We start from the raw sequence: 22,015 nt of genomic DNA on the forward strand, positions 1-22,015 counted from the left end.
GCACGCCTCAGGCGCCCAAAAAAAGTAGGACCGCAGGCGTTGGGGCGCTCACGTGGAGGCCTGACGAGCAAGCTGCACTTTGCCGTCGATGCCTTGGGCAAACCGCTGCGCATGATTCTGAGCGCAGGACAGGTCGCCGACATCGAGTGTGCGCACGATTTGATTGCCGATATGCCGTGCGCCAGTCTGGTTGCCGACAAGGGATACGATGCCAACGCTTTGGTCATGAGTATCGAAGCATCCGGTGCCCAAGCAGTCATCCCGCCTCGATCCAACCGCATTGCCCCCAGGCACTACGACCGCTGCGCGTACCGCGCGCGAAATCTGATCGAGCGCTTCTTCAACCGTATCAAGCATTACCGTCGGATCGCCACACGCTACGACAAGCTCGCATGCAGCTACATGGCATTCGTGCGAATCGTTTGTGCGGTGATTTCATATCGCTATATGTGAACAGAGCCTAGTGTTTCGGCTGCCCCCGCCGCGGTGGCGCCTTCGCGCCGGCGGGTTTCTGCCTCGCACCGTACTTGCGGAACACCGCGCGCGCGTCGGCCTCCGCGCGCTCCTGCGTGCAGATCGACGGGTCGTCGTCGTGGCCGCTGAAGAAGTCGTCGGCCTGGGCGGCCATCACCAGCTTGATGGCGGCTTCCTCGCTCTGGTCGTAGCGTTCGTAGAGCAGGGTGGCGACTTCGTCGAGGTGCTGTTCGTAGGTCATGGGCATGGTGGGTCTGGTCCTAGCGGAGGGTGACATCGAAAACCGATTGCCGTTGGTGCCGTATCGACAACAGGTACACCGTGTCTGTGACATGGTGACCTGCCCCCGTCTTTAGTGCCATCGCCTGGTTAGCAGAGTCCCGAAATTTCACTCTTTCGAGTGGTGGTTGGTTTGCCCGTCATCGGGTGAATTCACCCGATGACGGGCGGCGAACTCGGCCGGCGTCATGTAGTCGAGTGCGCTGTGCGGCCTTACCTCGTTGTAATCGCGGCGCCAGGCGGCGATGAGAATACGCGCCTGGGCGAGGCTGGTGAACCATTGGTCGTTTAGGCATTCATCGCGGAAGCGGCCGTTGAAGCTTTCGATGAAGGCATTCTGGGTCGGCTTGCCAGGCTCGATGAGCTTCAGGCTGACGCCGTTCTCGAACGCCCATTGGTCGAGGGCTTTGCCAGTGAACTCCGGCCCCTGATCAGTACGAATGGCGCGCGGCAAACCCCGAAAGCGGCCCGCCCGATCAAGCACGCGCGTGACGTACTGACCGCTTATGCCGTGGTCGACCGCAAGCTCCACCGACTCCTTGGTGTAGTCATCGACGATGGTCAGGATCTTGATCCGCCGTCCATCAGCCAGTGCATCGCTGACGAAATCCATTGACCAGACTTCGTTCGGGGCCGATGGCAGACTCAGTGGCTCACGCTCGACCGCAACACGCTCGCGCCTGCGACGCCGACGCACGGCCAGCCCAGCTTCCGAGTACAGCCGATAGACCCGCTTGTGGTTTGCCTCAATGCCCTCCCGGCGGATGAGCGCGTGCAGGCGCCGATAGCCGAACCGCCGTCGCTCTGCCGCCAGCTCGATCAGGCGCGACCGTAAGACCGCGCTGCGCATCGATTCCGTGGGCGAGTAGCGAACGACGGTGCGCGATACCCCCACAAGACGGCAGGCGCGACGCTCGGAAATACTCGTCTGCATGCGCATCGCCATCACTGCCTCTCGTCGGCCTTGTGGGGTCAGTGCTTTCGGCCCAGGGCGGCCTTGAGCGCCTCGGTGTCCAACAGCGCCTCGGCCAGCAGCTTCTTGAGCCGGGCATTCTCCCCTTCAAGCTCCTTCAACCGCCTCGCGTCAGGCACCGTCATCCCCCCGTACTTGGCGCGCCAGTTGTAGAACGAGGCATCACTGAAACCGTGTTGCCGGCATAACTCGCGCACCGGCACACCCGCCTCAGCCTGCTTCAGGAACCCAATGATCTGCTCTTCCGAAAACCGCTTCTTCACGTCCGTTCTCCTTGCTGAAAACGGACTCTACTAACTTCACACTGGCACTGAAAATGGGGAGCAGGTCAATGGGCGTAAAGCACAAGGTAGTGCGCCATGACGTACTCCCGCAGTGATGCCGAAGCGTCGAGCCCGTGCAAGAGATGATGCACGCGCTCGATGCAGAGTTCGGCTTCGGCCGACTCCGTAATCCGGGAGAGAAAATCACGACCGATGTCCGGGTGGCGTTCCAGCGTCGGTACGAGCATGTCGGCCAGTTCGTCCAGCAGCGCGACGAACGCGCCCGGCGCTTCGGCCTTGGTCAGGAATGTCTCGATGCCGTCGAGGTTGCGCTCGAAATTGCGCGTGGCCCGGACTGCGGCACGTACGCTCATGCGCGGGCTTGCTTGCGTGCTGCCAGGGCATCTCGTGCGTCACGCGTATGGCCAGCGGTGACATCCTCGAGCGCGCGCCGGGCTTCGTCGAGCATCAGCAGGTGGATTTGCGCCTGCTCGAGACGATGGTAGTAATCGAGCCGGCGCGCATCGACGAGCGCGACGCTGGCCTCGCCGTTTCGGGTGATGATCTTCTCGGCACCTGCCCTGACCTGATCGGCGAGTTCGGACAACTGCGACCGTGCGGTTGTAAGGGAAACAATGTCCTGAGTCCGGATTGGCATGGCGAGGCCTCGGTGCAGAATTCGGGTCTGAATTCTAGTTCACGGTAAGTGGAGGGGCCAGCTGCGCATTCGCACTCAGCGCAGGGTGACGAACTCTTCGGCGCTGGTGGGGTGATGGCGAGCGTGCGGTCGAAGTCGGCCTTGCGCGAATCATGGCGATTAGACGCCCCCGTGCCGATTCCAGAAGGCTGCGGGCGTAAGGATGGGGTAGGCGTCTGCCATGGCGAGCAGGTCCTTGTCGCCGGTGATCAGGTAATCGACCTTTCCGCTCCGCATGCCTGCCAGCAAGGTACCCAGTACCGGCCGGTCATTCTCGTCGCGCAATGCTTCGTCGGCGATCGGGGCTGGCTCCACGAGTTCGGCCTGGATGGAGAGGATATCTACGAGGTCTTCGATTTCACGGTCGGACAGGCCGTGGCGGGCGACGAGTCTCGGCAGCACGCGCCGCAGTTCATCGAGGATGAAGTTCGATAGCACAACGTCGACCGACCCGTGCCGCCACGCGGCGATGATCCGGCCCGGGAGGCTCCCAGGGTAAGCCACGCCGGACATCAGCACGTTTGTGTCGAGGACGACACGTAGCGCGGACGGCATGTTCAGCCCGGCGTTCGTTGATTGCGCTGGCGGCGGTCTGCGGCGATCGCGGCCTCGATCTCGGCGATGCCGGCTTCCTCTGGCACGCCGTCATAGCCGGCCTCGATCCGCTGGCAAAGCTGGTCGAAACGGGCCTGCATGCGGCGGATGCGTTCGAACAGTCGCGCATCGACGAGCGCGGCCACGGGTTTGCCGTCCTTGTTGATCAGTACACTGTCGTGGCGGTACTGGACTTGATTGAGCATTTCGCCGAGGTTCTGGCGAAAAGTCACGGCGCTGGCTTCAGTGATCATGCGTGCCTCCTTTTGATCAATACGGTCATTATGATCATGCTGCTACACGGCGGCAAGCTGGAGGATCAGTAGTAGCTCCTGTTCGTCATCAACGCAGAGTGACGAACTCTTCGGCGCTGGTGGGGTGGATGGCGAGCGTGCGGTCGAAGTCGGCCTTGCGGGCGCCCATCCGCACGGCGACGGCGAAGCCTTGCAGCATCTCGTCGGCACCGTCGCCGATGACGTGCAGGCCGACGATGCGCTCGTCGTCGCCGGCGCACACCAGCTTCATCGCGGTCTTCGGCCGATGCTCGGTGAGGGCGTGGGCCATGGCGGTGAAGCGGGTGGTGTAGACCTTGACCGCGGCGAAGCGGTCGCGGGCTTCGTCCTCGGTGAGGCCGACGGTGCCGATCGGCGGGTGGCTGAAGACCACGGTGGGGATGCAGTCGTAGTCCAGCCGGCTGTCGGGCAGGTCGAGGAAGAGCCGCGCTGCCAGTTTGCGTCCGGCGGCGATGGCGACCGGGGTGAGTTCGGCGTGGCCGGTGATGTCGCCGATGGCGTAGACGCCGGGGGTGGTGGTGTTCTGGAAGGCATCGGTGGCGATCACGCCCTTCGCATCCGCGGCGAGTCCGGCGGCGGCGAGGTTCAGGCGGTCGGTGTTGGCGCGGCGGCCGGTGGCCCACACCAGCGCATCGACCTGCAGCGGCGGGCCATCCGTGCGCTCGATGCGCAGGCTGCCGTCGGCCTCGCGGGCGACGCGCTTTACCTGCGCACCGAAGTGGATGCGCACGCCGTCCTGTTGCATCTGCGCGGCCAGTTCGTCGCGCAGCAGGGCGTCGAAGGGGCGCAGCAGCTGCGCGCCGCGCACCAGCATGTCGACTTCGCTGCCGAGGCCGTTGAACACGCCGGCCAGCTCCACCGCGATGTAGCCCGCGCCGACGACCGCGACCCGACGTGGTTGGTGGTCAAGGGCGAAGAAACCGTCGGAGTCGATGCCGAGTTCGGCGCCTTCGATGTCGGGTACGACCGGGCGTCCGCCGGTGGCGATGACGATGTGCGGTGCGCTGAAGCGCTGGCCGTCGACCTCGATGCAGTGGGTATCGGCGAAGCGCGCAAAGCCATGGACGATCTCGACGCCTGCCTTGCCCAGCATGTCGGCGTAGATGCCGTTGAGGCGGGCGATGTAGGCGTCGCGCCGGGTCTTGAGGGTGGCCCAGTCGAGGGACACCGTTGCGGCGGCGAAGCCGTAGCCTGGCGCGTCGCGCATCGCCTGGGCGATGTTCGAGGCGTACCACATGACCTTCTTGGGCACGCAGCCCACATTCACGCAGGTGCCGCCAAGCCGCGCAGCCTCCACCAGCAGCACGCGGGCGCCGTACTCCGCCGCGCGGCGGGCGGTGGCGACGCCGCCGCTGCCGCCGCCGATGACGATGTAGTCGTAGGTCTTCATTACGTACTCCGTTTCTTTCAAAGACACTCAGTCCGGCCCAGGCTCATCCAGGCGGGAGTGGGCCTTTGAATAGACTCGCTGCTTGTCTCGCAGACCGACCGAGATGACGGTCACGAACACCACGTCTTCATCAACGCGATAGACCAGGCGGTAGCCGGCTGCGCGCAGCTTGATCTTGTAGCAGTCAGGCATGCCGGAGAGGGCAGACGAGCGGACGCGAGGGGTGATGAGGCGCTCTTCGAGCTTCTTCTTGAACTGCAGCCGCAGGCTGCCGTCGAGCTTTCGCCATTCTGCGAGCGCGAGACTGTGAAAGCGCAGCTTATAGCTCATCCAGGCTCACCTCGACGAACGGCCCCGTGCTGCGCTCGCGCACGTGCGCGATGTCTTCGAGGTCTTCCAGGTAAGCCATGAGGCGTTCGTAATGCGCGGCGGAGATGAGGTAGGCCTCGGGGCGGTTGTGGTTGAGCACAGCCACCGGGCTGTCGTCCGCCTGCGCAAGGATGCTGGAAAAATTGCGCTTGAGTTCGGTGACGCTGACCGTCAGGTCGGCCATGATGGTTTGCATTGAAGGTCTCCAAAGGCGATGGATTTGATGCTGAATATAGCACTCAAATCCGTGCCTGGACCCTTGGTGAGGCGGCGGGACGTTCGCCGGGCCCGCCTCAGTCCAGCCCGATGACCTGCCCCAGCGGCGACAGGTCGTAGCCGCCGAGACGCTGTGCGAGGGCCTGCGATGCCGGGCCGGCGTGCGCGCGCAGCAGGTCCTGGAACAGGCGGCGGAACAGGATGTCGCGCGGCAGGGCGAGGTCGAAGGCTTCCCAGCCGAGCGGCAGGAAGTCGAGGCCGAACTCCGCGGCGGCGGCGCGGGTGCCCGGTGCGCAGTCGGCTTCCTCGCGGGCGACGATGCCGGCGGCCTCGCGTTCGGTGTGGGCGGTGGCGACGACCGTGCAGTCGGCGGCCGAGAAGCCGCGGCTGGCGAGGGCGGATTCGAGGAAGTGGCGCGAGCCGGCGCCGGTCTGGCGCATCGCCCAGCGGTAGTCGAAACCGGCCAGTGTCTCGATGCCGTCGATGTGCAAGCCGCGGCGCAGGATGACGCCCTGTTCGCGCAGCGCGAGGCGTACCAGCGCCCACTGGCGGTGACCGCCGAAACTGCGCAGCAGCGTGGCGTGCTGCTGTTCGCTGTGTTCGACGCCTCCCCAGTGCAGGGCGCAGACGTTGGCACGACGGCGAGCGAGCAGTTCCAGTCCGGTGAGCGTGCCGGTGGGGCTGTAGGCGACGAAGGCCTCGGCGCCGAGTGTGGGCGCCAGCGCCGACACGGTGGCGGCCAGCAGCGGGTCGTCGCTGCCGGTGATGAGCAGGCGATCGGTCAGGGCGCCGCCGTGGGCCTGCTCCAGCAGCCATTCCTCGAGCAGCGCGCGCGGAAACAGCCACTTGCCGCCGATGCGCGCGGCCGGGATGTCCTTGCTGTTGGCGAGCTCGTAGAGCTTCTTCTCGTTCAGGTTGAGAAAGGCAGCGGCTTCGCGGACGGTGAAGCAGGCGCCGGGCGAGGCTTCGGCGTCCGGTATGGCCGGTGCCGGAGCGTGGACGTTGCGCGGACTCATGCGGGCCTCAGCCTGCTCCGGCCGGCAGGTCGCGCGCCGCTTCGGCGAGTTCGTCGCGGGTGTTGATGTTGCGGAAGGCGGCTTCCTCGTCATCGAAGGGCACTTCGACGACCTTCAGCGTGCCGTACCAGCGGTCGATCTTGCGCCCGCCGCTGGCCAGGAAGTCGCCGAGGTGGCCGGCGAGGTCGCGGCGGCACAGGCAGAACACCGGGTGCGGCTGGTCGAAGGTCTTGGCGACTGCCAGTTGGGCGTCGGCCGCGTGCAGCGCGGCGGCCAGGCGCTCGACCAGATCGGCGGGCAGGAAGGGCGAGTCGCAGGGGGCGGTGACGACCAGCGGGTGGCCGGCGCGCGACAGGGCCGCGTGCAGCCCGGCCAGCGGGCCGGCGAAGCCGCCGATGTCGTCGCCGAACACCGGGTAGCCGAAAGCCTGCCATGCCGTGAGGTTCTGGTTGGCGTTGATGATCAGCTCGTCGACCTGGGGGGCGAGGCGTTCGAGCGCGTGCGCCGCCATCGGCCGTCCGGCGAGTTCGACCAGGCCCTTGTCGACGCCGCCCATGCGGCTGCCCTGGCCGCCGGCGAGCAGCACGCCGGTGATGCGGCGTTCGGCGGGGCGGGGGGCGTTCGGCGTGGCGGGGCTGGCGCTCATGGTTCTGTCCGTCATGATGTGGTCTGTCGAAGGGCGGGCGTTCAGTCGCGCACGAAGCGGTCGGCGCCGGTGAACAGCAGGTGATGCTTGCCCTGTGCGCGTCCGACCATGGTCAGGCCGATGTTCTGTGCGATCTGCCAGCCCATGTGGGTCAGGCCCGAGCGCGACACCAGGAAGGGAATGCCCATCTGCGCGGTCTTGATCACCATCTCCGAGGTGAGCCGGCCGGTGGTGTAGAAGATCTTGTCCGCGCCCTCGAGCCCGTCCAGCCACATCTGGCCGGCGATGGCGTCCACCGCGTTGTGGCGGCCGACGTCCTCGAAGAACATCAGGATCTCGCAGCCGCCGGGCGTGGCCTGTGCCAGCGCGCAGCCGTGCACCGCGCCGGCCTGCTTGTAGATGGACTCGTGGTGGCGCACGGCCTCCATCAGCGCGTACAGCGTCGACTGCTTCAGCAGGCGGTCGTGTGGCAGACGCACCTGGTCGATCTCGTCCATCAAGCCGCCAAACACGGTGCCTTGGCCGCAGCCGGTCGTGACCGTGCGGCTGCCGAGCTTCTCGTCGGCGTCGCGCAGGCCGTTGCGGGTGGTCACCGACACCGCGTCGACCTCCCAGTCGACCTGCACCGAGGCGATCTCGTCTAGGCTGCGCACCAGACGCTGGTTTCGCAGCCAGCCGATGGTGAGCGCCTCGGGCGCGGCGCCCAGTGTCATCAGCGTGACGATCTCGCGCTTGTCCACGTAGAGCGTGAGCGGATGCTCGCCGGCGATGGCGGTGGGCACGGTTTCGCCATGCTCGTTGATGGCCGGGATCTCGACGGTGAGCGGGCGGCTGGCCTGGCTCAGCAGGGGGCGTTGGGACGCATTCATCGGGGGCGTTCGCTGGGTTGCGGTAGGCGTCAGGCGGACGATTGTAGCGGCTTGCCGGCCAGGGGGTGGCGGGGCGCGCGGGTTTTCACGGTCGCGATGCGGCGATCGGCGACGTATGCTGTGGACTTCATAAGCCGATAAAAGATGCGGGTGCGAGGCATGGAGAAATTCCCGGTTGCGGTGGTCATGGAGTGCCGCCGCCTGAACAATCCCTGGGTGGACGAGGCCTGGGAGGCGGTGGGCGTGGTCCCCGCCTTCGATCTGGCCGATCCCGCGCCGGTCGAGATCGTGTCCGAGCCGGACCGCCGCCAGTGGCGCATCGGTGGCTGGGCGATCGAGCTGTTCCGCGACGAGGCGGACAACTACTTCCTCAACATGAGTTCGCCGATCCCCAAGGTGTTCGTGATGTGGCGCAAGGAAGGCGAACTGGCGCTGCCTGCGGCGGTGTCGGCGAGCTATGGCGAGGCGGCGCGCTGGCTGGATTCGGGCGAGCAGGTCGACGGTGTGCCGATGTCACGCGAGATCGCCGACTGGGTGGGCGATTTCGTCAACACGCACTACAAGCCGGCGCCGCGCAAGAAGGTGCGGCGCAACGACCCGTTGGCCCAGGACCGGGGGCGGGCGTGAGCGCGGGCGGCTTCCTGTCGCGTTGGTCGAAGCGCAAGCTGGCCGCTTCGCTTTCCGCTGCCAGCCAACCGGCGGCGGCCGAAGCGGGCGTGACCGCCGACGCCGATGCGCGGGTTTCCGTTGACGCGGCTGATGGGCTGTCTGCGGGCGTCGCAGGCGAAGCGCGGGACCGTGCCGCGGTCGAAGCCGCGCTGCCGCCGGTCGAGGAGCTGACGCTGGCATCCGATTTCACCGCTTTCCTGAAGGAAGAGGTCAGCGAGTCGCTGCGCAGGCAGGCGCTGAAGAAGCTCTTCGCCGATCCGCATTTCAACCAGATGGACGGGCTGGACATCTATATCGACGACTACTCGATCGCCGACCCGATTCCGCCGTCGATGATGGAGAAGCTCAGGCACGCGCGTGAGTGGCTGGACGACGTCGAGGAGAAAACCGAGGACGAAGCTGCCGGAGCCCGCGAAGAAGTCGCGAACGAGGCGGTGGGCGAGGCCGATGGTGCGCCCCGCGCCGTTCAGGACGACGATGCGGATGTCAGCGCCGAGGCTGGGGCAGAGTCTGGCAGCAACGCGCCGGACGAGATCGGTGCGGTAACGCCCCAGCCACGCCCGGCTGCTCGTGGTTGATCCGGACAAAACGGCTCGGTCGGGACAATTTGTCGCACGTGTCGTCTGGCGGGGCTCCAAGGGTGATCGGTTTTGGCGCTTCTGGCGCTAATCGCGCTTCCTCCGCTGGCCCGCGGAGTGCTTCTTATGAATAGATCCAACGGATGCATCGATGCAGAACACCCAGAAACAGATTCATCTCTGCGACTGTAATCGCAGCTTCAGTCTCGACGCCGAGCGGCTGGCCGCTGGGGCGGGCAGTCTTGCGTGTCATCACGCCCTGTGTGGCGCTGAGCTGCCGGCGCTGGAAACCGACTTGGCGGCGGGGCGCGACGTCTTCGTGTCCTGTACGCAGGAAACCGCGCTGTTCGGCGAACTGGCCGAGTCGCAGCAGGCCGGCCAGCGCATTCACTTCTTCAATCTGCGCGAGAACGCCGGCTGGTCGGCCGAATCCGCGCAGGCCACGCCCAAGCTCGCTGCGCTGATCGCCGCCGCGATCACTTTGCCGGAACCGGAGCCGGTGCCCGCGGTGCAGATGCGCGCCGGCCGCAGCCTGCTGATCATCGGCGAGGCGGGCGTTGCGCTGGGCTGGGCCGAGCGCTTGGCAGGCAGTTTCGAACCCGCGGTGCTGATCACCCAGCGCGCCGGTGAGGTTGAGCTGCCGGCGGTCAATGAATACCCGGTGTGGTCGGGCAAGCCGATGAAGCTGTCCGGCCACCTCGGTGCCTTCGAGCTGCACTGGGCGCAGCAGAACCCGATCGACCTCGAGCTGTGCGTGCGCTGCAACGCCTGCGTCAAGGCCTGTCCGGAAGGCGCCATCGGTTTCGACCTGCAGGTCGACCTCGACGCCTGTCGCAGCCACCGTGCCTGCGTCGCCGCCTGTAGCGAGATCGGCGCGATCGACTTTGCGCGCAAGGATGTCGCCCGCAGCGAGCGTTTCGACCTGGTGCTGGACCTGTCCGCGGAGCCGCTGCTGAAGCGCGTCGAACTGCCCGACGGCTACGCCGCGCCGGGCCGCGACCCGTTCGAGCAGGCGTTGGCAGTGCAGGGGCTGGGCGAATTCGTCGGCGAGTTCGAGAAGCCGCGCTACGTCGCCTTCGACGCCGGGCTGTGCGCGCACAGCCGCTCGAAGAAGACGGGCTGTACGAACTGCATCGAGGTCTGCGCCACCGATGCGATTCGCTCCAATGGCGACGTGATCGCGGTCGACCCCTACCTCTGCAAGGGCTGTGGCACCTGCAGCACGGTGTGTCCGTCGGGCGCCCTGGGCTTCCAGTTCCCGCGTGTGCCGGACCTGGGGCAGCGGGTGAAGACGCTGCTGGCCGAGTATGCGCAGGCCGGCGGCACGGATGCCTGCATCCTGTTCCACGCTGCCGAGGCCGGCACGGCCACAATCGGCCGGCTCGCGCGCCGCGGCCGCGGACTGCCGGCGCGGGTGATTCCGGTCGAGGTGTGGAGCGCGGATGCGGTCGGGCTGGACCTGATGCTCGGCAGCCTGGCGCTGGGCGCCTGCCAGGTGGCGGTGCTTGCTGCCGGCAGCCATGATGCCGCGCCGCTGAAGGCACAGGCCGGGCATGGCCAGACCATCCTCTCGGCGCTCGGCTACACCGGCGAACATCTGCGCATCATCGAGGCCGACGCCGACGACTGGCAGGCGCTGGAAACCGCGCTGTGGTCGTGGGCGCCGGCCGCCGCTGTCGCCGCGCCGGCGCGTTTCCGCCTGCTGCCGAAGAAACGCGAAACGCTGGATTTCGCACTGCGCCACCTCGTCGAGCACGCCCCTGCGGCGAAAGCCGAGGCGGGCCTGCCGGCGGCGATCGCGCTGAAGGCCGGCGCGCCTTTCGGCCAGGTCATCGCGTCCGACGCCTGTACGCTGTGCATGGCCTGTACCGGCGCCTGTCCGGCGAGCGCCTTGCGCGCATCGGGCGACAGCTATCGCCTCGAGTTCGTCGAGAAGAACTGCCTGCAGTGCGGCCTGTGCGTGAGTTCCTGTCCGGAGTCGGCGCTGAGCCTCGAGCCGCGCCTGCTGCTGACGGAAGACGCACGCCGCGCCCGCGCGCTGCGCGAGGCCGATGTCTTCCACTGCACCGCCTGTGGCAAGGCGATGGGCGCGACGCCGCTGATCGAAGCCATGATCGCCCGCCTGTCCGGCCATTCCATGTTCGCCACCGAGGCCGAGCGCGCCCGCCTGCGCATGTGTGCCGACTGTCGCGTGATCGACATGATGAAGACCGAACCGGCGGTCAAAGCCTGGGACCTGAGCGAATGAGCGCGCCGATTTCCATCCAGTCGCAGCCGACCTGGTCCGAGGAGGACCGCGCGCGCGCCGACCACTACGCGCTGCTGGCGCGCCTGTTCCATGCCGCGCCCGACGCGGCGCTGCTCGACGCGCTGGTGCAGGCCGGGCGCAGCCTGGGCGGCACTGAGGGGGCGCTGCCGCAGGCCTGGGCCGCGCTTGCGGCGGTCGCATCCAGCCTGCCGCTGCAAGACGTGCGCGCCGAGTTCGATGCGCTCTTCGTCAGCGTTTCCAAGCCGGTCGTGATGACGAACGGCTCCTGGTACATCACCGGTTTCCTGCAGGAGGAGCCGCTGGCCGATCTGCGCGAGGATCTGGCCGAACTTGGCCTGGGGCGCCGCCAGGGCGTGACCGAGACCGAGGACCACATCGCCGCGCTGGCCGAGGTGATGCGCCACCTGGTGTTGACCGGACCGGACGGGGCAGGGCTGGCGCGGCAGCAGCGTTTCTTCGGCCGCCACATCGCGCCCTGGTATGCGGACCTGGCGGCAGCCCTGGCGAAGGCGCCGGGAGTGGATTTTTATGCGAGGGTCGGCGCGTTGCTGCTGGCCTTCATGGACATCGAACGCGAGGCGTTCGACATGCTGGAGGCGCCCGCCGAATGAGCGGCGCCGGACCTTTATCGAAGGGGAGAGCGAGGATGAAAGACGACAACACGAAGCTGTCGCGGCGGAATTTCCTGATGGCGATCGGTGCCAGTGGCGCCGCGGGTGCAGCGGCACTGGCCGCCACCGCGACCAAGACGGTGCCGGGCGCTGCGCAGGCCGTCGAGACCGCCCGCCGCGAGGAAGCGGACAAGGGTGTGAGCGAGCTCATGCGCAATTACTACCGCAGCGCGCGGGTCTGAGGAGGACGCGACGATGTTGACCAAGAAAAGCAGCGCCGCCACGGGCAGCGCCCGTCGCCTGCGGGGTTCCGCGGCGCGTGCCCTCGGCCAGACCATGGACCGCCGCGCCTTCCTGAAGCGCTCCGGCCTGGGCGTTGGCGCCGGGGCCATCGCGACGCAACTGCCGTACAACCTGATCGGCGCTGCCGAAGCCGCGGCGCCCGGCGTGTCGCGTGGCGAGGGCAAGGCCGATGTGCGCCGCACCGTCTGTACGCACTGCTCGGTCGGCTGTGCGACCGACGCCATCGTGCGCAACGGCGTGTGGGTGCATCAGGAGCCGGTGTTCGATTCGCCGATCAATCTCGGCGCGCACTGTGCCAAGGGCGCCTCGCTGCGCGAGCACGGCCACGGCGAACACCGCCTGAAGTACCCGATGAAGCTGGTGGACGGCAAGTACCAGAAGATCTCGTGGGAACAGGCGCTGAACGAAGTCGGCGACCGCCTGCTGAAGATCCGCGAGGAATCCGGCCCCGACGCGGTGTACTGGATCGGTTCGTCGAAGCACAGCAACGAGCAGGCCTACCTGCTGCGCAAGTTCGTGTCCTTCTGGGGCACCAACAACTGTGACCACCAGGCGCGCATCTGCCACTCCACCACCGTGGCAGGCGTGGCGAACACCTGGGGTTACGGCGCGATGACGAACTCCTACAACGACATGCAGTTCTCGAAGGCGGCGCTGTACATCGGCTCGAACGCCGCCGAGGCGCATCCGGTGTCGATGCTGCACATGCTGCATGCCAAGGAAAACGGCTGCAAGATGATCGTCGTCGACCCGCGCTTCACGCGTACGGCGGCAAAGGCCGACCAGTACGTGCGCATCCGCTCGGGCACCGACATCCCCTTCATCTGGGGCATGCTGTACCACATCTTCAAGAACGGCTGGGAAGACCAGAAGTACATCGACGACCGCGTCTTCGGCCTGGAGAAGGTCAAGGAAGAGATCATGACCTGGACGCCGGAGCGCGTTCAGGAAGTGACCGGGATCCCCGAGGAGCAGGTGTTCAAGGTCGCGCAGACACTGGCGATGAACCGGCCCTCGACCGTCGTGTGGTGCATGGGCCAGACCCAGCACACGGTGGGCAACGCCAACGTGCGCGCGATGTGCATCCTGCAGCTGGTGCTGGGCAACGTCGGCGTGTCGGGCGGCGGCACCAACATCTTCCGCGGCCACGACAACGTGCAGGGCGCGACCGACGTCGGTCCCAACCCGGATTCGCTGCCCGGCTACTACGGCCTGGCTGCCGGCTCCTGGAAGCACTGGTGCCGCGTGTGGGGCGTCGACTACGAGTGGGTCAAGAGCCGCTACGCCTCCGAAGCGCTGATGACCAAGTCGGGCATCACGGTGTCGCGCTGGATCGACGGCGTGACCGAGAACAAGGAGCTGATCGACCAGCCGAGCAACCTGCGCGCTGTCGTGTACTGGGGCCATGCGCCCAACTCGCAGACCCGCGGCGCCGAGATGGTCGAGGCGATGAAGCAGCTCGACACCCTGGTGGTGATCGACCCCTATCCGTCGGCGACCGCGTCGATGGCAGCGATGGTGCGCAAGGACGGCGTGTATCTGCTGCCGGCCTGCACCCAGTTCGAGACCACCGGCTCGGCCACGGCGTCGAACCGCTCGATCCAGTGGCGCGAGAAGGTCATCGAGCCGCTGTTCGAGTCCAAGCCCGACCACACCATCATGTACGCCTTCGCCAAGAAGTTCGGCTGGGGCGACGAGCTGGTGAAGAACATCAAGCTCGAGAAGGACGCCCAGGGCTGGGACGAGCCGAACATCGAGGACATCCTGCGCGAGATCAACCGCGGCACCTGGACCATCGGCTACAGCGGCCAGTCGCCCGAGCGCCTGAAGCTGCACATGCAGAACATGCACACCTTCGACGTGAAGACGCTGAAGGCGGCCGGTGGCCCGTGCGACGGCGAGTACTTCGGCCTGCCGTGGCCGTGCTACGGCAACCCCGAGATGAAGCATCCGGGCACGCCCAACCTGTACGACACCTCCAAGCACGTCATGGACGGCGGCGGCAACTTCCGCGCTAACTTCGGCGTGGAGAAGGACGGCGTGTCACTGCTCGCGGCCGAAGGCTCGGCCTCGAAGGGCGCTGACCTGCAGATGGGCTACCCCGAGTTCGACCACACCCTGCTGAAGAAGCTGGGCTGGTGGGACGAACTGACCGATGCCGAGAAGGCCGAGGCCGAGGGCAAGAACTGGAAGACCGACCTGTCGGGCGGCATCATCCGCGTGGCGATGAAGAACCACGGCTGCCACCCCTTCGGCAACGCCAGGGCGCGCGCGCTGGTGTGGAACTTCCCCGACCCGGTGCCGCTGCACCGCGAGCCGATCTACTCGCCGCGTCCGGATCTGGTCGCCAAGTACCCGACCCACGACGACAAGGCCAAGTTCTGGCGCCTGCCGACCCTCTACAAGTCGCTGCAGGAAAAGGTCAAGGACATCTCCAGGGATTACCCGCTGATCATGACCTCGGGCCGTCTGGTCGAGTACGAAGGTGGTGGCGAGGAAACCCGCTCCAACCCCTGGCTGGCCGAACTGCAGCAGGAGATGTTCGCCGAGGTGAACCCCAAGGACGCCAACGACGCGGGCTTCCGCAACGGCGACTACATCTGGGTCGAGTCGCCCACCAAGGCGAAGCTGAAGGTGCGCGCCCAGGTCACGCAGCGCGTGGCGCCGGGCACGGTGTTCCTGCCCTTCCACTTCTCCGGCTGGTGGCAGGGCCAGGACATGCTCAAGTACTACCCCGAGGGCGCGGCACCGATCGTGCGCGGCGAGGCGGTCAACACCGCCACGACCTATGGCTACGACCCGGTGACGATGATGCAGGAAACCAAGACCACCCTGTGCCGCGTGAGCAAAGCGTAAGGGCGAGGAGAAGAAAAGATGGGACGCATGAAATTTCTCTGTGACGCCGAGCGCTGCATCGAATGCAACGGCTGCGTCACCGCGTGCAAGAACGAGCACGAGGTGCCCTGGGGCGTTAACCGCCGCCGGGTGGTGACCATGAACGACGGCGTGCCGGGCGAGCGCTCGATCTCGGTCGCGTGCATGCACTGTTCGGATGCGCCGTGCATGGCGGTGTGCCCGACGAACTGCTTCTACAAGACCGAAGAAGGCGTGGTGCTGCACGACAAGGACCAGTGCATCGGCTGCGGCTACTGCTTCTACGCCTGTCCGTTCGGTGCGCCGCAGTTCCCGAACGGCCCGGCGGCCTTCGGTGCGCGCGGCAAGATGGACAAGTGCACCTTCTGTGCGGGCGGTCCGGAAGAGACCGGCTCGCAGGCCGAGTACGAGAAGTACGGCTCCAACCGCCTGGCCCAGGGCAAGCTGCCGCTGTGTGCCGAGATGTGCTCGACCAAGGCGCTGCTGGCAGGCGACGCCAACGTGGTGGCCGACATCTTCCGCGAGCGCGTGCTGCGCCGTGGTGGCGGAACCGATGCCTGGGGCTGGCAGACCGCCTATGGCGGCGGCGAGCAGAAGCGCGAACAGAAACGCGAGCGGGAGGGCCAGAAATGAGCATGCCGACCATGAAGCTGTTGCGTACCGCCGCGCTCGGCGGCGTCCTGGCGCTGGGCCTGTCGGCCTGCGGCGAGACTTCGCAGGTGCCGGTGTACAAGGACGGCAAGTACTCCGGCAAGGCCGACACCCGGCCGTGGGAGAGCGCCGAGTTCAAGGGTGACAAGGCTGCCTGGGAGGCTGCGCTGAAGAATCGTGCGCGCGGCCAGAACGAGTACAACCGCGGCGATTGAGGAGAGCACCATGAAGGCATTCTTCATGCGACGGCCGGGCGGTGCGCTGCTCGCCGTGCTGCTGCTCGTGCTGACGCTGTTTGCATCGGCGCCGCCGGTGCGGGCGGCCGATCACGCGCACACCGGCAGCACGGCCGCCGATCAGGCCGAGCGGCAGCAGGAGCGTCCCGGCAACAACGCGCCGGTATGGCGCGCGGTGCGTTCGGGCGAAGCGCACTTCACCACCGTGCGCGGCCCCGAGGCCGGCGTGCTGATCCAGGCCGAAGGCAACTCGTGGCGCCATCTGCGCAACGGTCCCATCACCGTGTACGGCGGCGCGCTGCTCATCGCCATGGCCTCGGCCATTGCGCTGTTCTGGCTGGTCAAGGGCACGATGAAGCTGCACGGCGCGCGCACCGGCCGCACGATGAAGCGCTTCTCCGGCTTCGAGCGTTTCGTGCACTGGGGTACGGCCCTCAGCTTTCTGCTGCTGGCGGTCACCGGGGTGGCGATCCTGTTCGGCAAGCATGTGCTGGCGCCGATCTTGGGTTCGGACTTCCTCGCCTTGTTGCTGACCGCGGGCAAGCTGATCCACAACTACGTGGGGCCGGTGTTCGGCGTGTTCCTGCTGCTGATGATCCTGACTTTCCTGCGCGACAACGTGTGGCAGGCCTGCGACGCGATCTGGATCCGCCGTGCCGGCGGACTGCTCGACGGCAACCACGTGCCTTCAAGCCGCTTCAACTTCGGCGAGAAGACCTGGTTCTGGTTGGGCGTGACCTTCCTCGGGCTGGCGGTCGCGATCTCCGGGTTGGTGATGGACTTTCCGAACTACGGCTGGACGCGCGGCGAGATGCAGATCGCCAACATCGTGCATGCGGTCGGTGCCATCGTGCTGCTGGCCCTGTCCTTCGGTCACATCTACATGGGAACGGTCGGTGTGGAAGGCGCCTACGAGTCGATGAAGACCGGCTACGTGGACGAGACCTGGGCCAAGGAGCACCACGCGATCTGGTATGAGGACGTCAAGGCGGGCAAGTCCGGCCATCCCTGAGCAGTCACGACCAAAGCACTTTTCCGGTTCGGGCACCTCCCTCCCTCATCGCCCGAACCTTTCAACCCCGTCCTGCCCCGGTGGCGGACGGGGTTCTTTATTTCCAGGCGTCGGCTGTGCCCCATGGGCCTTCAGTGCAGTGTTCCCGAAATCAGGTGGATCGAGCGGGGGACATGTGGCGGCGGTGCCTTGAGCCACTCCCGCACCTCGGCCGCGGGCAGGGGTTGCGAGAACAGGTAGCCCTGGGCGGCGTCGCACCCCTGGCCGGCAAGGAAGCGCAGCTGGGCCTGTGTTTCCACGCCTTCGGCGACCACGCTCATGCCCAGTCCGTGGGCTAGGGCGATGGTGCCGCGCACGATCGCCGCGTCGTCGCCTTCGCGGCCGACATCGCCGACGAAGCTGCGGTCGATCTTCAGTTCCGAGATCGGAAAGCGCTTCAGCAGCGAGAGCGAGGAGTAGCCGGTGCCGAAATCGTCCACCGACAGTCCGACACCCAGAGCGTCGATGCTGTGGAGCAGTTCAGCGGCGCGCTCGGCGCTGTGCATGGCCGTGGATTCCGTCACCTCGACCTTCAGCAGGCCAGGCTCGAGGCCGGTGTCGGCCAGTCCGTGGCGAATCGTGTCCACGATGCGCATGTCCGAACACTGGCGCGCGGACACGTTGACCGAGAGAGGGACGGGGGGCAAACCCTCAGCGCGCCAGCGGGCGCCCTGTTGCAAGGCCTCGCCGATTGCCCAGTCACCGATGCTGCAGATGAGGCCGGATTCCTCGGCAGCCGGGATGAAGGCGTCCGGCCTGACCAATCCGCCGTCCGGCCTGCGCCAGCGGATGAGGGATTCGAGTCCGACCAGCCGGCTCGTCGCGATGTCGATCTGGGGCTGGTAGAACAGCTCGAACTCCCGGTTCGCCAGCGCGTGGTGCAGTGCCGCCTCCAGGCTCAGGCGTTCGCGCGACCAGGTGTTCATTTCGGGCGAGTAGAAGGCGTAGCGGTGGCCGCCCTCGATCTTGCCGCGGTACATCGCCTTGTCGGCCATCGACAGCAGGGTCGCGGCATCCTTGCTGTCCTTGGGGCCGATGCTGATGCCGACGCTGCACGAGAGCACGAGGTCGGTGCCGCTCTCGGTACGCAGGTCACGCTCGAGCAGCCCGAGCAGCTTGTCCGCCACCGCAACTACTGCATGGGTGTCGGTGATGTTGTCGAGCAGGATGATGAACTCGTCGCCTCCCCAACGGGCGACGGTGTCGCCGGCACGGACCGAGCTCTGCAGGCGCTCGGCCGCGACGCGCAGGACATGGTCGCCAGCGCTGTGACCGAGGCTGTCGTTGATGCGCTTGAAGCGGTCGAGGTCGACGAACAGCAGGGCAAGCAGTGAGCCGCGCCGCTCCGCGTTTGCCAGTGCCTGGTGCAGGCGGTCGAGCAGGAGGGCGCGGTTGGGCAGGCCGGTGAGCGGGTCATGGGTGGCTTCATGCTGCAACCGGGCGGTCATCGCGAGCGTGTCGGTGACGTCGGTGAGGGCCAGCACCGCGCCGTCGCCGGTGCCCCCGACAGGCGTGGCCGTCAGGCGCAGCATGTGGGCTTCGCCGTCCGGGGTCGTCCAGCGGATCGGGTCGGGCACGCGGATCGTCCGGCGTGTCTTCAGGCAGGCAAGCACGGCTTCGATGGCCCACCCTGCCTGTTCGGTATGGTTGCGCACCAGGGCGTCGATCGACTGTCCGCGCGCGCCGCTGCGGCTGAGGCCGCTCAGCTGCTCGGCGACAGGATTGGTCAGCGTGATGCGGGCGCTGGCGTCGAGCGTGATGACGGCATCAGCGATGGACCGCAGCGTGGCGTCGGCGTCGTTGAGCGCGAGGTTCAGCGAGCCGCGCGTGCGTACCAGATGCAGCGCAAACCACAGGATGCTGCCGAGGATCAGGCCGACGAGCGCCGTCATCGGCGGAATCCAGAGCTGCAGCGTATTCAAGGCGAGGCCACTTCCCAGCGGCGGCGCCACGAGCAGCCCGGCAAAGGCCAGCGTCGCCGGAACCCGTCCGAAGAGCGTTGCGGGCAGAACGAGGAAGGCGAGGCTCAGGACCACGGTCCACACAGGGTCTGCGCTGCGATAGACGAGGCCGCTGCGCAAGGCCTCGAAAGCGCGGGCGTGGAACTCGACCGCCGCCATCCGTCCGCCCTGGGCGCCGGCCGGGGTTGCCAATGCGGCGTCGATGCCGCTCGCCGTGGCGCCGATGAACACCGTCTTGCCCTGAAGCTGGCGGAGCAGTTCCGGGCGGGACGGCACGTCAAAATAGGACAGGTAGGCGGGGGCGCCGCGTCCGTCAGGATAGGGCAGAAGGATCTCGCCCCGGCGCATCCATGACGTCCGGCTCGTGACCGGCCGTATCCACGTGTCGGCGCCGACACGCTGGGCCGCGCCGCCGTCGGAGGCGCGGCTCGCCTGCTTGAGCGTGGCCAGTGCGAGCGCATCCCAGTGCGGCGAGCCGCTGCCCGCTTGGGCGAAAGTGCGACGCGACAGGCCGTCGGCGTCGAGCTCGACATCGACATGACCGTAGGCCGCCGCGCCTTCTCCGAGTTTCGCGGTCGCCAGCAGTTCGATGACCCCTTCGCCTCCCGAGCCCGCCCGCGGTGCGACCGGCAGTACGACGCGTCCGGAGGCGGCGATCGATGCTGCGAGCCGGGTATCGTCAGGGCCCGGCTCGCTGAACAGGATGGAAACACCGATCGCCGCCACGCCCGCGGCGTCGAGGCGGTCGATCATCTCGGCATGGACGGCACGGCTCCACGGCCATTGCCCGAGCGCATCGAGCGTGTCGTCGTCGATGGCGACGATCACCGATGCGGGCGTCAACGCCGGGCCGCGGAAAACCGGCTCGATGGCGTCGTAGGCCAACAGGTCGAGCCGGTGCAGCGGCGACCAGACGCCGAGGCCGGTGATGCAGGCGAACAGCGCCGCGACCAGCCAGACGCCGTAGCGCTCGAGGATGGGGCCGTGTCGCCGGGGCATCACAGTGCAAGCAGGATGGGCAGCAGGATCCACAGGGCACGCCAGTGGTCATGCGGGATCTCGATCAGCTGCGGCTTGCTCCAGGGACCGGGCTGGACGCCGCCTTCGAGCGTGCGGATGCGGACATGCCAGGTGCCGGGCTCGGGGCGCGGGGCCTGCAGTTCCGCAAGGTTCGTGTCGAAGCTGTGCTCGGGAGCGGCAAAATCGGCACCTCGGCTGAGCTGGACCTGATAACTGTCGCCTTGGTTGCCTTCGCGCCAGCGCAGTCGCAGCGTTTCGTCTCCGATCTCCGGCGGCTCGGCCGTGGGGCCGGGCGGGGGGCGGCGGAAGCGCTGGATGTCGGAATACGGCCCCCGGCCCTCGTCCGTGCTGACCGCGACGCGCCAGAAGTAGTCGCCGGGCGGGAGCTCGTCGTCGACCACGAGGCTGGTCGAGCTCAAGTCGTCCTGCCGCAGGATCTGGTTCTGGAATCCTGCATCGCCGGCGAGCTCGAAATGATAGGCATGCGCGTCCGGAGTCTGCGCCCAGGCAAAGGCGATCCGCTCGTCGATGGCGGCAGTCTCGTGCGCCGGACTCATCGGGAACGGCGGCTCGGGTCGGGCGTCGATCTCGATCTCGCGTACGGCATCGAGTCCGCCGAGGCCCTGCGTGCCGATGGCACGCACTTTGAGCTGGTAGCGGCCATCGGGCAGGTCGGCGTTGCCGACGACTTCGGCCGTGTTCGACTGGCGGTCCGAGGCCAGCACGCCCGGGCGGTCGCGCGGTGCGAACCGGCTGCGGTAGGCCGCAGCGCCTTCGACTGCTTCGATGGGCAGGCGGACGGGCAGTCGCTCGATGCGTTCGGGCAGTCGCTCGATGCGTTCGGGCAGGGCGTCGAGCGCGGGGGCAGGCAGCAGCGGCAGGGGGCGTCCCGGGCGCTCGTCGCGCGCTGTCGCGATGCCGGTGCCTGCTTGCAGGCGGGCTTCGCCGCGCTGGTTGCGCACTGCGACCTCGCCGCTCAGCGTTTCGGCGCGCATGCGATCGGCGTCGAGCGCGATGCGGAAATCGGTACCGCGTACCGCCGCGACTGCCGCGGGGGTCTCGATCTGGAAGCGTCGGCCGCCGATCGTCGATGGCGTGACGACGTTCTCGACCTGGCCGCGCAACAGGTCGAGATGCACCTGCTGTGCGCCCGAGGCCTTCAGGCGCGTCGTGGTGCGAATGCGCAGCTCCGATCCGCCGCCGATCAGGCTGCGGCTGCCGTCGGCAAACTCGAGCGTCAGGCTGCCATTGGCGTCGGTGCGGATCAGCGCATCGGGGCCGAGTGCCATGCCGGACCGAACGGGTTCGAGGCCGTTGCCGATGTCGCAGGCGACGTCGCCATTTACATCGACGACATGTGCGAGCACGGTCTCGCCCCGCATCCATGCGTGCGGGATGCGTATGCGCGTGCCGGTCGGGATCGAGTTGGGCTCGGTGATGCCGTTGTAGTGCTGGATGCGCGGCCAGTAGTCGATGCTCTTCAGGTAGCGCTGGGTGAGGTTCCACGGGTTGTCACCGGGCTTCGCCACGTAGATGAAGTCCTGTGCCGCTGCGGCGGGTGCGGTCCCGAGCAGTGCGGCGAGGATCAGCGCAAGCGTCCGGGCCCGGCGGCGAATCGGGCGATTCGGCAAGGCGAGAAGGTTCATCATCGAAGTCCTCCGGGGGCCGCGGCAGGGGCGGCAAACGGCAGCGTGAAGCAACCCCTTCATCATA

At 67.3% G+C, this 22,015-nt stretch carries 23 protein-coding genes and 1 pseudogene; 10 read left to right on the forward strand and 14 right to left on the reverse strand.

What is annotated here, in order from left to right:
- Positions 1 to 453, forward strand: a 453-nt coding sequence (locus tag CGK74_RS05650; protein WP_133091790.1) for an IS5 family transposase, incomplete at its 5' end; no start/stop codon positions are given.
- Between the two features lie 67 nt (positions 454 to 520).
- Here CGK74_RS05650 and CGK74_RS05655 read toward each other — a convergent pair.
- The 12 genes and pseudogenes from CGK74_RS05655 to CGK74_RS05710 all read right to left on the reverse strand — a co-directional run.
- A pseudogene (locus tag CGK74_RS05655) lies at positions 521 to 721 on the reverse strand (hypothetical protein); the annotation flags it as partial.
- Between the two features lie 141 nt (positions 722 to 862).
- Positions 863 to 1,989 (reverse strand): IS3 family transposase gene (locus tag CGK74_RS05660; protein WP_420823165.1). Its coding sequence is split into 2 segments (ribosomal slippage): positions 863 to 1,731 and positions 1,731 to 1,989, totalling 1,128 coding nucleotides; the frame shifts between segments, so codons are not numbered across the junction.
- Positions 1,990 to 2,054: 65 nt separating this feature from the next.
- Complete coding sequence (locus CGK74_RS05665) at positions 2,055 to 2,363, reverse strand: type II toxin-antitoxin system RelE/ParE family toxin (protein ID WP_206186189.1); 309 nt, start codon at positions 2,361 to 2,363, stop codon at positions 2,055 to 2,057.
- Positions 2,360 to 2,647 (reverse strand): type II toxin-antitoxin system Phd/YefM family antitoxin, encoded by a 288-nt coding sequence (locus tag CGK74_RS05670; RefSeq protein WP_094267534.1) that lies wholly within the window; start codon positions 2,645 to 2,647, stop codon positions 2,360 to 2,362. Before CGK74_RS05670 ends, CGK74_RS05665 begins: the two co-directional genes overlap by 4 nt.
- A 159-nt stretch (positions 2,648 to 2,806) precedes the next feature.
- Complete coding sequence (locus tag CGK74_RS05675) at positions 2,807 to 3,241, reverse strand: putative toxin-antitoxin system toxin component, PIN family (protein WP_094267535.1); 435 nt, start codon at positions 3,239 to 3,241, stop codon at positions 2,807 to 2,809.
- Between the two features lie 2 nt (positions 3,242 to 3,243).
- Positions 3,244 to 3,534 (reverse strand): type II toxin-antitoxin system Phd/YefM family antitoxin, encoded by a 291-nt coding sequence (locus CGK74_RS05680; RefSeq protein ID WP_094267536.1) that lies wholly within the window; start codon positions 3,532 to 3,534, stop codon positions 3,244 to 3,246.
- An 88-nt stretch (positions 3,535 to 3,622) separates the two neighbouring features.
- Positions 3,623 to 4,963, reverse strand: a complete 1,341-nt coding sequence (gene gorA / locus CGK74_RS05685) for a glutathione-disulfide reductase (protein ID WP_094267537.1) — start codon at positions 4,961 to 4,963, stop codon at positions 3,623 to 3,625.
- A gap of 27 nt (positions 4,964 to 4,990) precedes the next feature.
- Positions 4,991 to 5,293 carry a type II toxin-antitoxin system RelE family toxin gene (locus tag CGK74_RS05690; protein ID WP_094267538.1) on the reverse strand — a complete coding sequence of 101 codons (303 nt, stop codon included), beginning with the start codon at positions 5,291 to 5,293 and terminating at the stop codon, positions 4,991 to 4,993.
- The gene (locus CGK74_RS05695; RefSeq protein WP_094267539.1) at positions 5,283 to 5,528 is read right to left on the reverse strand and encodes a type II toxin-antitoxin system Phd/YefM family antitoxin; all 246 of its coding nucleotides are present in this window, start codon (positions 5,526 to 5,528) and stop codon (positions 5,283 to 5,285) included. The genes CGK74_RS05690 and CGK74_RS05695 overlap by 11 nt, the downstream gene beginning before the upstream one ends.
- 97 nt (positions 5,529 to 5,625) lie before the next feature.
- Complete coding sequence (locus CGK74_RS05700) at positions 5,626 to 6,564, reverse strand: helix-turn-helix transcriptional regulator (protein ID WP_094267540.1); 939 nt, start codon at positions 6,562 to 6,564, stop codon at positions 5,626 to 5,628.
- A gap of 7 nt (positions 6,565 to 6,571) precedes the next feature.
- Entirely contained in the window at positions 6,572 to 7,210 is a 639-nt protein-coding gene (gene mobA / locus CGK74_RS05705; protein WP_094267541.1) for a molybdenum cofactor guanylyltransferase MobA, read from the reverse strand.
- Between the two features lie 41 nt (positions 7,211 to 7,251).
- Entirely contained in the window at positions 7,252 to 8,079 is an 828-nt protein-coding gene (locus tag CGK74_RS05710; protein WP_094267542.1) for a formate dehydrogenase accessory sulfurtransferase FdhD, read from the reverse strand.
- A gap of 159 nt (positions 8,080 to 8,238) precedes the next feature.
- Here CGK74_RS05710 and CGK74_RS05715 point away from each other — a divergent pair, with 159 nt between their 5' ends.
- From CGK74_RS05715 to CGK74_RS05755, 9 genes are all read left to right on the forward strand, one after another.
- Positions 8,239 to 8,706 carry a DUF3305 domain-containing protein gene (locus tag CGK74_RS05715; protein ID WP_094267543.1) on the forward strand — a complete coding sequence of 156 codons (468 nt, stop codon included), beginning with the start codon at positions 8,239 to 8,241 and terminating at the stop codon, positions 8,704 to 8,706.
- Entirely contained in the window at positions 8,703 to 9,326 is a 624-nt protein-coding gene (locus CGK74_RS05720) for a DUF3306 domain-containing protein (protein WP_094267544.1), read from the forward strand. The genes CGK74_RS05715 and CGK74_RS05720 overlap by 4 nt, the downstream gene beginning before the upstream one ends.
- A gap of 151 nt (positions 9,327 to 9,477) precedes the next feature.
- Positions 9,478 to 11,574 (forward strand): 4Fe-4S binding protein, encoded by a 2,097-nt coding sequence (locus tag CGK74_RS05725; RefSeq protein ID WP_094267545.1) that lies wholly within the window; start codon positions 9,478 to 9,480, stop codon positions 11,572 to 11,574.
- Complete coding sequence (locus tag CGK74_RS05730) at positions 11,571 to 12,206, forward strand: TorD/DmsD family molecular chaperone (protein ID WP_094267546.1); 636 nt, start codon at positions 11,571 to 11,573, stop codon at positions 12,204 to 12,206. The genes CGK74_RS05725 and CGK74_RS05730 overlap by 4 nt, the downstream gene beginning before the upstream one ends.
- Positions 12,207 to 12,241: 35 nt before the next feature.
- Positions 12,242 to 12,448 (forward strand): hypothetical protein, encoded by a 207-nt coding sequence (locus tag CGK74_RS05735; protein ID WP_094267547.1) that lies wholly within the window; start codon positions 12,242 to 12,244, stop codon positions 12,446 to 12,448.
- 13 nt (positions 12,449 to 12,461) lie between these two features.
- Complete coding sequence (locus CGK74_RS05740; RefSeq protein ID WP_094267548.1) at positions 12,462 to 15,365, forward strand: formate dehydrogenase subunit alpha; 2,904 nt, start codon at positions 12,462 to 12,464, stop codon at positions 15,363 to 15,365.
- Between the two features lie 18 nt (positions 15,366 to 15,383).
- Complete coding sequence (gene fdh3B, locus CGK74_RS05745) at positions 15,384 to 16,016, forward strand: formate dehydrogenase FDH3 subunit beta (RefSeq protein ID WP_004292194.1); 633 nt, start codon at positions 15,384 to 15,386, stop codon at positions 16,014 to 16,016.
- Positions 16,013 to 16,249, forward strand: a complete 237-nt coding sequence (locus CGK74_RS05750) for a hypothetical protein (RefSeq protein ID WP_094267549.1) — start codon at positions 16,013 to 16,015, stop codon at positions 16,247 to 16,249. Before fdh3B ends, CGK74_RS05750 begins: the two co-directional genes overlap by 4 nt.
- A 10-nt stretch (positions 16,250 to 16,259) precedes the next feature.
- Positions 16,260 to 17,282, forward strand: a complete 1,023-nt coding sequence (locus tag CGK74_RS05755; protein WP_206186190.1) for a formate dehydrogenase subunit gamma — start codon at positions 16,260 to 16,262, stop codon at positions 17,280 to 17,282.
- Positions 17,283 to 17,413: 131 nt separating this feature from the next.
- Here the strand turns inward: CGK74_RS05755 and CGK74_RS05760 are convergent, their stop codons facing one another.
- Positions 17,414 to 20,281 (reverse strand): EAL domain-containing protein, encoded by a 2,868-nt coding sequence (locus CGK74_RS05760; protein ID WP_094267550.1) that lies wholly within the window; start codon positions 20,279 to 20,281, stop codon positions 17,414 to 17,416.
- Positions 20,281 to 21,951 carry a FecR family protein gene (locus CGK74_RS05765; RefSeq protein ID WP_240498638.1) on the reverse strand — a complete coding sequence of 557 codons (1,671 nt, stop codon included), beginning with the start codon at positions 21,949 to 21,951 and terminating at the stop codon, positions 20,281 to 20,283. The genes CGK74_RS05760 and CGK74_RS05765 overlap by 1 nt, the downstream gene beginning before the upstream one ends.
- Positions 21,952 to 22,015 lie beyond the last annotated feature (64 nt).

This window comes from Thauera propionica (assembly GCF_002245655.1).
In the GTDB taxonomy this organism is placed as follows: Bacteria; Pseudomonadota; Gammaproteobacteria; order Burkholderiales; family Rhodocyclaceae; genus Thauera; species Thauera propionica.

What these genes read in the sequence shown, in the direction of transcription:
- CGK74_RS05695 (WP_094267539.1), bottom strand. Translation starts at nt 5,528, where the DNA reads ATGCAAACCATCATGGCCGACCTGACGGTCAGCGTCACCGAACTCAAG.
- CGK74_RS05715 (WP_094267543.1), top strand. Translation starts at nt 8,239, where the DNA reads ATGGAGAAATTCCCGGTTGCGGTGGTCATGGAGTGCCGCCGCCTGAAC.
- CGK74_RS05740 (WP_094267548.1), top strand. Translation starts at nt 12,462, where the DNA reads ATGTTGACCAAGAAAAGCAGCGCCGCCACGGGCAGCGCCCGTCGCCTG.
- CGK74_RS05765 (WP_240498638.1), bottom strand. Translation starts at nt 21,951, where the DNA reads ATGATGAACCTTCTCGCCTTGCCGAATCGCCCGATTCGCCGCCGGGCC.
- CGK74_RS05750 (WP_094267549.1), top strand. Translation starts at nt 16,013, where the DNA reads ATGAGCATGCCGACCATGAAGCTGTTGCGTACCGCCGCGCTCGGCGGC.
- CGK74_RS05675 (WP_094267535.1), bottom strand. Translation starts at nt 3,241, where the DNA reads ATGCCGTCCGCGCTACGTGTCGTCCTCGACACAAACGTGCTGATGTCC.
- CGK74_RS05725 (WP_094267545.1), top strand. Translation starts at nt 9,478, where the DNA reads ATGCAGAACACCCAGAAACAGATTCATCTCTGCGACTGTAATCGCAGC.
- CGK74_RS05735 (WP_094267547.1), top strand. Translation starts at nt 12,242, where the DNA reads ATGAAAGACGACAACACGAAGCTGTCGCGGCGGAATTTCCTGATGGCG.
- fdh3B (WP_004292194.1), top strand. Translation starts at nt 15,384, where the DNA reads ATGGGACGCATGAAATTTCTCTGTGACGCCGAGCGCTGCATCGAATGC.
- CGK74_RS05760 (WP_094267550.1), bottom strand. Translation starts at nt 20,281, where the DNA reads ATGCCCCGGCGACACGGCCCCATCCTCGAGCGCTACGGCGTCTGGCTG.
- CGK74_RS05710 (WP_094267542.1), bottom strand. Translation starts at nt 8,079, where the DNA reads ATGAATGCGTCCCAACGCCCCCTGCTGAGCCAGGCCAGCCGCCCGCTC.
- CGK74_RS05680 (WP_094267536.1), bottom strand. Translation starts at nt 3,534, where the DNA reads ATGATCACTGAAGCCAGCGCCGTGACTTTTCGCCAGAACCTCGGCGAA.
- CGK74_RS05670 (WP_094267534.1), bottom strand. Translation starts at nt 2,647, where the DNA reads ATGCCAATCCGGACTCAGGACATTGTTTCCCTTACAACCGCACGGTCG.
- mobA (WP_094267541.1), bottom strand. Translation starts at nt 7,210, where the DNA reads ATGAGCGCCAGCCCCGCCACGCCGAACGCCCCCCGCCCCGCCGAACGC.
- CGK74_RS05755 (WP_206186190.1), top strand. Translation starts at nt 16,260, where the DNA reads ATGAAGGCATTCTTCATGCGACGGCCGGGCGGTGCGCTGCTCGCCGTG.
- CGK74_RS05690 (WP_094267538.1), bottom strand. Translation starts at nt 5,293, where the DNA reads ATGAGCTATAAGCTGCGCTTTCACAGTCTCGCGCTCGCAGAATGGCGA.
- CGK74_RS05700 (WP_094267540.1), bottom strand. Translation starts at nt 6,564, where the DNA reads ATGAGTCCGCGCAACGTCCACGCTCCGGCACCGGCCATACCGGACGCC.
- CGK74_RS05730 (WP_094267546.1), top strand. Translation starts at nt 11,571, where the DNA reads ATGAGCGCGCCGATTTCCATCCAGTCGCAGCCGACCTGGTCCGAGGAG.
- CGK74_RS05665 (WP_206186189.1), bottom strand. Translation starts at nt 2,363, where the DNA reads ATGAGCGTACGTGCCGCAGTCCGGGCCACGCGCAATTTCGAGCGCAAC.
- gorA (WP_094267537.1), bottom strand. Translation starts at nt 4,963, where the DNA reads ATGAAGACCTACGACTACATCGTCATCGGCGGCGGCAGCGGCGGCGTC.